Origin of the sequence: Tepidicaulis marinus, from assembly GCF_000739695.1 — a bacterium.
Lineage (GTDB): Bacteria > Pseudomonadota > Alphaproteobacteria > Parvibaculales > Parvibaculaceae > Tepidicaulis > Tepidicaulis marinus.
In genome coordinates, this window is record NZ_BBIO01000033.1 from 1 (window position 1) to 9,057 (window position 9,057).

Here is a 9,057-nt window from a genome sequence, read left to right on the forward strand (position 1 = left end):
GCGACCTTGGTCAGCTCCACCGCCATCGGGTTGCGGTCCACCCCGTGGATGCAGCAGCGCGCTACATCGCGCAGAGCATGGCGGAAGTCGTCCATCGAAGGCGTGCCCTCGGCCCGGATGCGTGCGAGCCGCGTGGCGATGCGACGGGCGGCGGCCAACAGGAAGTGGCCAGAGCCGCAGGCAGGGTCGATGACCGAAAGCTTCAGCAGGGCCTTGGCGGGATCGTCCGCCTCGGCCTCGGTCTTGTCGAGCACGGGATCGAGTGCGGTATCGAGTAGCGCCTGAACCAGGCTGTCGGGCGTGTAGTAGGACCCAGTGGTCTTGCGCTGGTTGCCCTTCTGCTCAGCTGCCTCTGACGCGAATACGAGCGTCTTGCCATCATCGCCCAGCTGCGGCTGGAGTTCGAGGAGGGACTCGTAGACCGAGCCCAGTTCCTCGGTTTCCATCGCGCGCCAGTTGACGGGGACCATGCCGGTTTTATCGGCAAGCCAGGAGAGGCGGTAGAGCGCCTCCATGAAGGCCCGGTTGCGCAGGCGGGCGGTTTCGAGGTGGGGCAGCCTGTCTTCGGCGAAGAGGCCGCCGAGCGCCGGCAGCGCAAGCGCCTCCTGCCCGTGGGCAAGCGCGCGGAAGACGATCTTGATGCCCTCGTAGCGGTCGTGATGCTTGTCCCAGGTGGCGGCGCGGTAGCACTGCTTGCGCAGGGCGGCGAGGCTATAGCCCTGCGCGTAAAGCGCGCGTGCGTCGGCCTTTGACTTCGTGGGATGAAGGAGGTTCCGGTCCTCGGCGACCATCAGGAAGATCAGCCGGTAGACGAGGCGGAGGAGCTCGTTGAACCAGGCGGTGAGGTTCACCTCGCCGGTTTTCAGCTTGGCGGCGAGGCCGGGGTTGGCCTCGAGGAAGCCCGAGCCCAGAACCTTGAGAGCAATCTGGACCTGGTCGGCCAAACGGTCGCGGGCGGCCTCGCCCTCGCGGGAGCCGGCTTCGCGCCAGCGCTCCAGCGGGCAGTCGGTGGCCGGGGTACCGGCGGCGCCAAAGCGGGACCGGTGGATCAGGAGCCAGAGCGCGGCAAAGGATGCGATGTCCTCAGTCGAGAAGATCTGGGCGAGGTCGGCTTCGATGTAGGCCGGGCGCGTCAGGGACGCGTTGTCCCGCATAAGGCGAAGCTGGGCGCCGTTGGTGACGATGCCCCACAGCGCTTCCTCGGAGTCGTTGAGGTAGTCCTGAAGCGCGAAGGCGGGCGAACGGGAGCGGTCGACGGACAGGGTCGGGCTGCGGCGGTCCAGCGTCTCGCTCGGCGGGACCACGACCATGGGAACCCGGCCGCTCGCGATCATGGCGAGCGGCGCGGCGGCAGGAGTCAGGTCATGAAAGCCGAAGGTCTCCTTGAAGAGGCCCGCTACGAAACGGCGGGTGGCGTCCTGCGAGGGCGCCTCGAGTTTCGCGAAGGCATCGAAATGTGATTGGCCGACCCGGAACGCCGTCGAGATTTCCTCACGAATCGTCAGGCCCTTGCGGACGGCGTAGTCCTCCGGCGCCTGTTCCGGGGCGTCGCGCTGGTCGATCCTAGCGATCATCGCGGGCGCGATCAGGTTGCCCTCGAGGCTGAGCGAGGGCCATGCGGACATGTCAGAGATTGGTTTGCGCGCCATGATCACACCTCGCCCGGCATGAGGACGAACAAGCCGATCACGTCGGGGGGCAAGACCGCCTCGACGCTGACGCGCGAGATAGATCCGGCTGCGGTACGCAAACGAGCATGGTCCTCGACGAGCTCCGCCGCCCGCTGCTTGACGAAGGCCGCCAACGGCCCAGCGAGCAGGTCGGGCAGTTCCGCCTTTGCTGCATTGATCATCCGATCTCGTGCGATCGTTGCAAAATCAGCGGTGGCCGGCCTGCTGAGCAGGTCGCGGACGTCTTCGCCTGTCGCCACGATGCTTTTCCCTTGAAGAGCGACCAGGGCAGCTTCTTCAGCCAGCAGGAGCCGCTCCTTTCGGCCGTGGATCGTGAGCTTGTAACGAACGCGAAGGAGCGCGACGCGCGTCATCGCCGAGACCGCGGCTGTAGGCCACGCACCGACGCGGCCGATGCCGAGATCCGGAAGCGCCTCCTGATCCAGCGAAGCCTCGACAAGGCTCTCGGCAAGAGACGCCGTCAACGGATGGGTTCTCGTCAACAGAGAGGTGCCGGAGGGAGCAGGTTCTGCGGTAGCGATCTTGACGGACTGCTCGAGTCCGCGCTGTTCGAGCTTCTCCTTCAGGGTCTGCTGAAGGGCGTGGATGTGAGCGACGTAGACGTTCCGCTTTTTCTCAAGCGGAACCCCGAACCGCGACATCGCGCGCTCGACGAAAAGCCTCGTGTCCTCCGGAGAGCCAAGCAGGCTCCTGACCTTGTCCCATTCCGGCGCCACCTCTGCAGGCTTCATCGCGTTCTGAGCGAACCGCGCACGGGACTTCTTCTCATTCTCGCTGGCGTCGCGCCAACGCGCTTCCATGACCTTGGTGCCATCCTCCAGGCGAAGGTCCAGAGTGAGCTGTTTGTGCCCACCACGGCGGAGCATCATCGCGGACATCAAGGCGTCTGTGACCGGCCCGCGCTCGTCAGGCAGCGGAACCGTTACCCCGGTGGCCTTCCTGATTTCCTCGGCTTTGCGAAGGATCACGTCGAGGACGGCACCATCAATGGCACTGTCGGGCGAGAACATCATGATTGAACGAACCAGTTCGGCCGGCTGGCCGAAGCGGTCAACCCGCCCTTCACGCTGCTGATGCCGGGTCGGGTTCCACGAGAGGTCGTAGTGCACGACCGTGTCGAAAAGCTGCTGCAGGTTGATGCCTTCGGAGAGGCAGTCGGTCGCAACCAAAATCCTCTGGGCGCCTTCTTCCTTGTCTTCCAGCGCCATCTCCGCAACGCGATCGCGGCGCTCGTCCGGGGTCAACTCTCCGGTTACGGACTCGATTATGAGCTTTGGGAAAGCCTTTCGCAGCCCAGCCTTTACGTGATCGGCGGTTGCCAGATACCGACAAAAAACGACCGGGTTGGCACCGCTCTTGATCAGAGGCTTGAGCGCACTGACGAGGGCATCAAGCTTGGGATCGTTCGCTTCAAGGAGGCCGCTCGCCTGATCGATGAGAGCACGGAGCGCGGGATCATCCGAGAAAGCCATACTCGGCTCGATGTCCACGGCATCTTCGTCGTCGCCGTCTTCGTCATAGATCTGCGGTTCGAGACGGTCTGCTTCGTTGGCAGCACGATTTCTCAAAGCACTCAGCGCGGCAGCCGGCGATGAGCCGACGCAGCGCATGAGAGCGAGGGTGCCCCAAAATGCGAGGCGCTGATCCCTCTTCTGCTCCCCAGCCTTCGAGACTACCGAGAGGCAATAGTCTAGGACCGCTTCCTGGAATGCCAGGTGCTCGGGCGATAGACGGTACGCATGTTCGGTGGTTTCGTGTTTCGGGAATGATCTGTCCTCGTGCCAATCCCCCTCGACGAGGTCCACTCGACGCCGCTGTACAAAATGCCTTGCAAGGCGCTCTCGGTATCTCGCGCTGTCGAAGTCGAGCGTGCCGAAGTCCTGGTCGATCAGTGATAGCAGTCGTGCAAATGCTTCTTCGTCGCCTGAATGCGGCGTGGCGGTCAGCATGATGATCCGCCGCTCCGGGTCCCTCGCGAGTCCCTGAAGCAATTCAAATCGCTGCTGCTTGCCCTTGTGGGTGCCGACACAAGCATGGGCTTCATCAACGATCACGAAGTCGGGACAGGCACGAGCGAACCCCTCCCGGCGCTTCTCGGCCTTGATGTAATCGAGGCTCACGACCGTGTAGGGATAGGCGTCAAAGAGCGTCTGTGCGAGCGGTAGATTGCGTTCGAGGCGTGCCGCGCTACCGGAAGTCACGGGTACTGCGTCAACTCCGAACCGATCCTTGAGCTCGATGATCCACTGATCCACCAAGTGGGGTGGGCAAAGAACTGAGAAGGAGTCGACCTCGCCCCGGTCCATAAACTCCCGCAGGATTAGGCCCGCTTCTATCGTCTTGCCGATACCGACATCGTCCGCGATCAACAGTCGCGGCACCTGGAGCCTTAGTGCCATGAGCAACGGAACAAGCTGATACGTCCGCGGCTCGAAGGCGAGTTGCGCGGCAGATCGGAATGGCCCGGCACCGCGGCGAAGTGTGAGACGTAGGGCATCTGCCAGAAGTGCTGCCTTCGCCTGGACGGTGCTCCGGGCATCCTCGGGCAGATCAAATCGCGCGGCTTCGACCGATGAGATTTCTAGCGAGGGGTCCAGAACGACGACGTCGTTCTCGTTTCCTGACAGCGGGCGAAGCGCAAGAACGCCTTGGCGCGGTGCTGGGAGAGTTACCCATTCGCGGCCACGGGCGCGCACCAGATCGCCAGGTGAGAAACTCAGCACCATCTCACCCCTTCAAAAGATCAAGTAGTTTCTGTGGAACGCCGGCTTCAGGCGAGGCTGGAAGTTCCAATAGCTCCCACCCCTTGTTGGCCGCATCACTGGCCACACCAGGAGAAATCGGCTGGGTGGTGGCAGCCACAAAGTGGCCCCGCCATACGAACTCAGCTTCCGTCCCAGCAAAGCCAATGCCCATCGTGTCGACGCCGGGGAGACCGGCTTCTTCGAAAGCCTTCAGCCACGGCGACAACGTACTATCGCGCGTAGAGCGTTTTTCGAGCACTGTGCGGCCGCGAGCGAGATTAACCAAAAGCTGGGTGACTTCACTACTGCTACGGTCGATCTGCTCGTGATCCGGCTGGTTGAAGTATGACAACAGACAGCGGTAGCAGCCTCTGACGCAGGCCTCGTATGCCTTTTCGGCCAACAGGTCAGCATCTCCGCTTGAGACTGCGGAGTCGATGTTCTCGAAGTGCATGAGCCCGAGAGCTGTCCGCGCGACTTCGCTGATCGCCTCCGGATTATCCATCAGGCGAGTAAGAACACCGGCGCCGCCCTCCGTTGCTTCGTAAGCAAGGATGGCGCGGCGGTTGTCGCGGGCTGGAAGCGGCTCGCCTAGTATCTCGCCTTCTTCAAGCTGGTAGACGACCTCGATGCCCCGCAAAAGCGCATGCTGAACGGTGGTAATCGTGCTCGCGTCGTAGTCTTCCGGTTTCTTGAAGCGGAACAGAAGCGCGTTTTTGCGGTCTCTAACGATAGGCACGATTCGGACCGGCTTGATCACGTCGGGTGGAGCGTCGGTCTCCGTATCCTCATCTTCAGATTTCGCCCAGTAGCCGGTCCGGGGATCGATGTTGAAGCCGAATACCGTCTGATCCTTTCGGCGCTTCAGGCCTTTGTTCAGACGGCTTATCTCGGCGCTATTGGCATATTGCAGCGCGAGCAGTGAAGTCTCGCCGCACTTGAATTCAGCGTTTGTGACCTGAAGCTGATCGTCCTTCTTCGGCCACGCGAATACGGTCTGGATGTCGAAGCCCTGCCGCACGCGCTCTTCATCGTTCGCGGTGATGCGCTCAGTGGGCGCGGCCTCGACGTTGTCGATGCGGAGCGTGCGCTTGATTGGAACTTCGCCGGCCATGTGCGCATCGCAACCATGGCAGCGCTCCACCTCACCCTCGTGGCAAGCTCCGCAATTCGCACAGATGTAGATGTCCTTGGTCGCGAGTTCCGACCCATCGCCTTCGCGAACCTCTGGAGGGAGCTTCGCCTTCATCACCCGATAGGCGCGACCTTCGTGGTAGATCAGGCTCCGTGGCCCAAACTCTGAGATTGCGAGAAAACGTGCGCGAGAGAGGAAGGAGCCGGTTTTTCCCTCGCCGGGCACAAAGGCGTAGAGCGGCAGACGAGGAAAATTGTATCCAGGCAGGAAGCCTTCCGTCGCGAGGTAGCGGTAAGAGTAGAAGTCGGAACCGTTTGAAGCCTTCCCTTGCTCAAGGATCGCTATCTGGTCGCTGGCCTGCATCTGCGCCGCCTTGATCTTGCGGCGGTCGACGGCCGAGAGACCTGTTATCTCCGAGCGGGCGTTGGCTTCGGCCAGCTGGGTGCGAGCAGAATTGTAAAGTTCGCGCCAGCGGTCGAACGCTCGATCGAATTCCTTCGGAGCGTTCATTGCCACATGAAACACGAACTCTTCCGGGTCCTCCATCCAGACAGGTATTGCCCCTTGATCAGCTGCCAGAATCTGTTCGAGCACCCGCTGCATGGGTGCGCGCGCACGGGAGACGAGATCGGCCTTGGAAATGCTGGTCAGGATCTCTTCCTTGAGCGGATAGCGGTCGCCACCAAGATCGAGGATGTCCGGGATGTCCGGCGAGAGTGCTAGGCGGCTCTCAGCGAGCCAGACCGCATGCAGGTGCGAGCGCACCAGTTCTTCGTTCGTGATGTCCAGCGCAGGCGGGCGCACGACACCCGCCACCATGTCATTGCGGCGCTCGAAGAAGTACTGATCGTGTGGAGAGCCCGATGCACAGTACGTCACCACAACCGCTGCTTGGCCGGACCGGCCCGAGCGGCCAGCGCGCTGCGCGTAGTTGGCGGGCGTCGGCGGGACGTTCCTTAGGTAGACAGCATTGAGAGCCGAGATGTCGACCCCAAGCTCCATGGTCGGCGAGCAGAACAGCGCCGGGAGGAACTGGTCGGATTCCCCGGTCGCCTTGATTTCGGTCCGATACTCCGAGGTGCTTAGGTTCTCCAGGTCGTCGTCTTCGTACCTGAACCGCCACTCGCGCCATTCCCGCTGCCTTTGAGACACCTGCGCGGTGTGCTCGCGACCTTCCAGCCCCCAATAGGCGCTATGGCCAGATGCCAAGTCGTCAGCAATGGACGCGTATAGATCATGAAAGTATCGGTTTCCGCGTTTGCTCTCGTCTGAAAGCGCAGGCCCGGGAACGAGGCGGACGGCCGAAGGTGTCAGCCGCCAGCCCACGAGGTCGGCGTCCAGTTCAACGGGAACGACCAGACCCTCATCGGCGAACAGCTCAAGCAAGCGCGAGAAAAACTCAAGATAGTCGTCTCGCCCGAGCTTCGTGCCCAGCACGCTCTTCTTGTTGATCAGCCGAGCGATGCGCGAATTGTGGCCCGCGCGAAGGAGGGTCTGTTCCTCACGAAGGCCCACAGCATTCTTGCCAGGTGCACGCAAGAGGAGAGACGATCGTCCACGTGGATTCTCCTTGGCATCAATCGCCCACGGAGCGCGCAACAGCGAACGCGATTTCTGTGCGACACCATCGAGGACAGTCAGATCGAGGGCCTCGGTATTGACGGCCAGCCCTTCAAGCATTGCGCCTAGCACGCTCTTCAGCAGGGCGGCCCGTTGCTCTTCCGTTTGATCGCCGAGCTCGGGGAGAACTGTCATCAGCCTTTCCCGGTCTAAAGCCATGTCGGTGACGCCGACGAACTCAACATCGAGGAGGTTCAGGACAGAGAGACTGGGGTTGGTGTAGCGCCAACCCCGGCGGAGATCAGTCCATACGCGGTGAGCCAGGACTTTTGCGAGTGCGCGCTGAGCGTCTTCCCGAATGACGGCGCCAGCCGTTGGATCGAGCATCCAGTGGGCGCGCGCATCCTTGTTTGCAGACGTGAAGCCAAGCGCCTTAACGACGCTCAGACCGAACTCATCTTCGGTTAGGCCCTCGGGCCCAGCCGCAATGATGGCCCGCAGAATGGCCCCACGGAGAAGGCTCACGAACAGAAAGTCGTTGAAGTGGCCCGACTGAAGCGCCGCGTCTTGCCGATTGTCCGTGAACCCTAGCAGCTTGCGCTTCGTCTTTGGAACGCCGCTCGTCGGCTTGTTCATCCACTCGAGAGCACTGGACACCAGAAGCGTTGTCGCAGAGCTCCGCCCTTCGCCGGACAGGCCTGCCAGCTTGCTGCGCTCACGCATCCCCTGATTGGGCTCATCCTTGCAGCAGAGGCAGAATGCAAACTTTCCGGGTATGAACCAGAACTCTCTGCCCCCGGCACCATGCCGGCCGTCCGGCGTCACGAGATAGGAGATGGGCGCGCGTTTCTTGCGATACGAACGAAGCCGCTCGATGCCGTTGCGCTCTTCAAGCCAGCTCTCAGGATAGCCACTCAATTCGCCGTCGAAAGCGAAATCGGGATCATTATCCGGAGTCGGACAAAGATACCCGGCCACATCATCGTCATCCTCGGCTTCCAGCGGTGTATCGTCGATGTTGCGGGGGAGAAACCTGATGTGACCGTCGTCTTCGTTCTTGGTGACGACGTGGTATTCGTGCCCGCAGTTCCTGCAGAAGCGTGTCGGGTAAAGCCGGTTCCCCGGAGCATCTGGATCCTCGAGCTGGCCCTCGAACAGAACCGCCCGAGGCTTGTCCGTCAAAGTGGTGAAGATCTCACCCGCGCCGGAGATGAACCTGTGTAGCTTGAAGGCAAGAAATGCCCCATCGCCGGTGCCACCGCGCTGATCCTCGGGAAGGCTTACAAGCGTCAGGAAGTCTTCGAGATGCTTCCGGCACTGCTCCTGATCGACCCCACTGTCGTTGGCCAGCCGTTTGACGGCGTCCTCGAAGGGAATAGGCTTCTTTCGTTTTAGCTCCAGCCCGTCATCGAGACCGAGAGCGAGTTCTGCCCATACCGCAAGCGGATGCTTCCTCAGCTGTTCGTCATCCAGGTTCGTCGGAATAGGCTGTTTCAACACGTCAGCCAGCCCGGCGATTGCATGCGCAAGAGTGATGGTGTCGTCAGTAGCTCGCTGAAGAGACTCATCGATAACGGCGTCCGGGCCGATCTCGGAGCCGAAAAGCCGGGTTGCAACTTTGGCCACGGCAACCGCTCGGCTTTCTTCGGTTCCTTCCGAAGCCATCGTCGCCGACGTGCCTATGCAGATCGGAGCTTTGTCAGGGGTGCACCGGTCTCGTAGCCGTCGAACAAGCACCGCCACATCCGCGCCTTGGCGCCCTCTGTAGGTGTGGAGTTCGTCTAGGATGATGAACTCAAGGCCGGTTGCGTTTTTGACCACCTGGGCGTCCAGGTCGTCTTGGCGGGTCAGAAGGAGTTCCGCCATCATGTAGTTGGTGAGCAGGATGTCGGGCGGGTTGGCGGCGATCCGTTGACGCTCCTCTTGG

General features: G+C 61.8%; 3 protein-coding genes. All 3 read right to left on the bottom strand.

All coding sequences use genetic code 11. The features are described 5' to 3' along the window. The coding region (locus M2A_RS16570) for an N-6 DNA methylase (protein ID WP_045449838.1) at positions 1–1,649 on the bottom strand (1,649 nt) is incomplete at its 3' end. Between the two features lie 2 nt (positions 1,650–1,651). After that, positions 1,652–4,417, bottom strand: a complete 2,766-nt coding sequence (locus M2A_RS16575) for a DEAD/DEAH box helicase (protein ID WP_045449840.1) — start codon at positions 4,415–4,417, stop codon at positions 1,652–1,654. A gap of 1 nt (position 4,418) precedes the next feature. After that, a partial coding sequence (locus tag M2A_RS16580; RefSeq protein WP_045449842.1) for a Zn-binding domain-containing protein occupies positions 4,419–9,057 on the bottom strand: 4,639 nt, incomplete at its 5' end.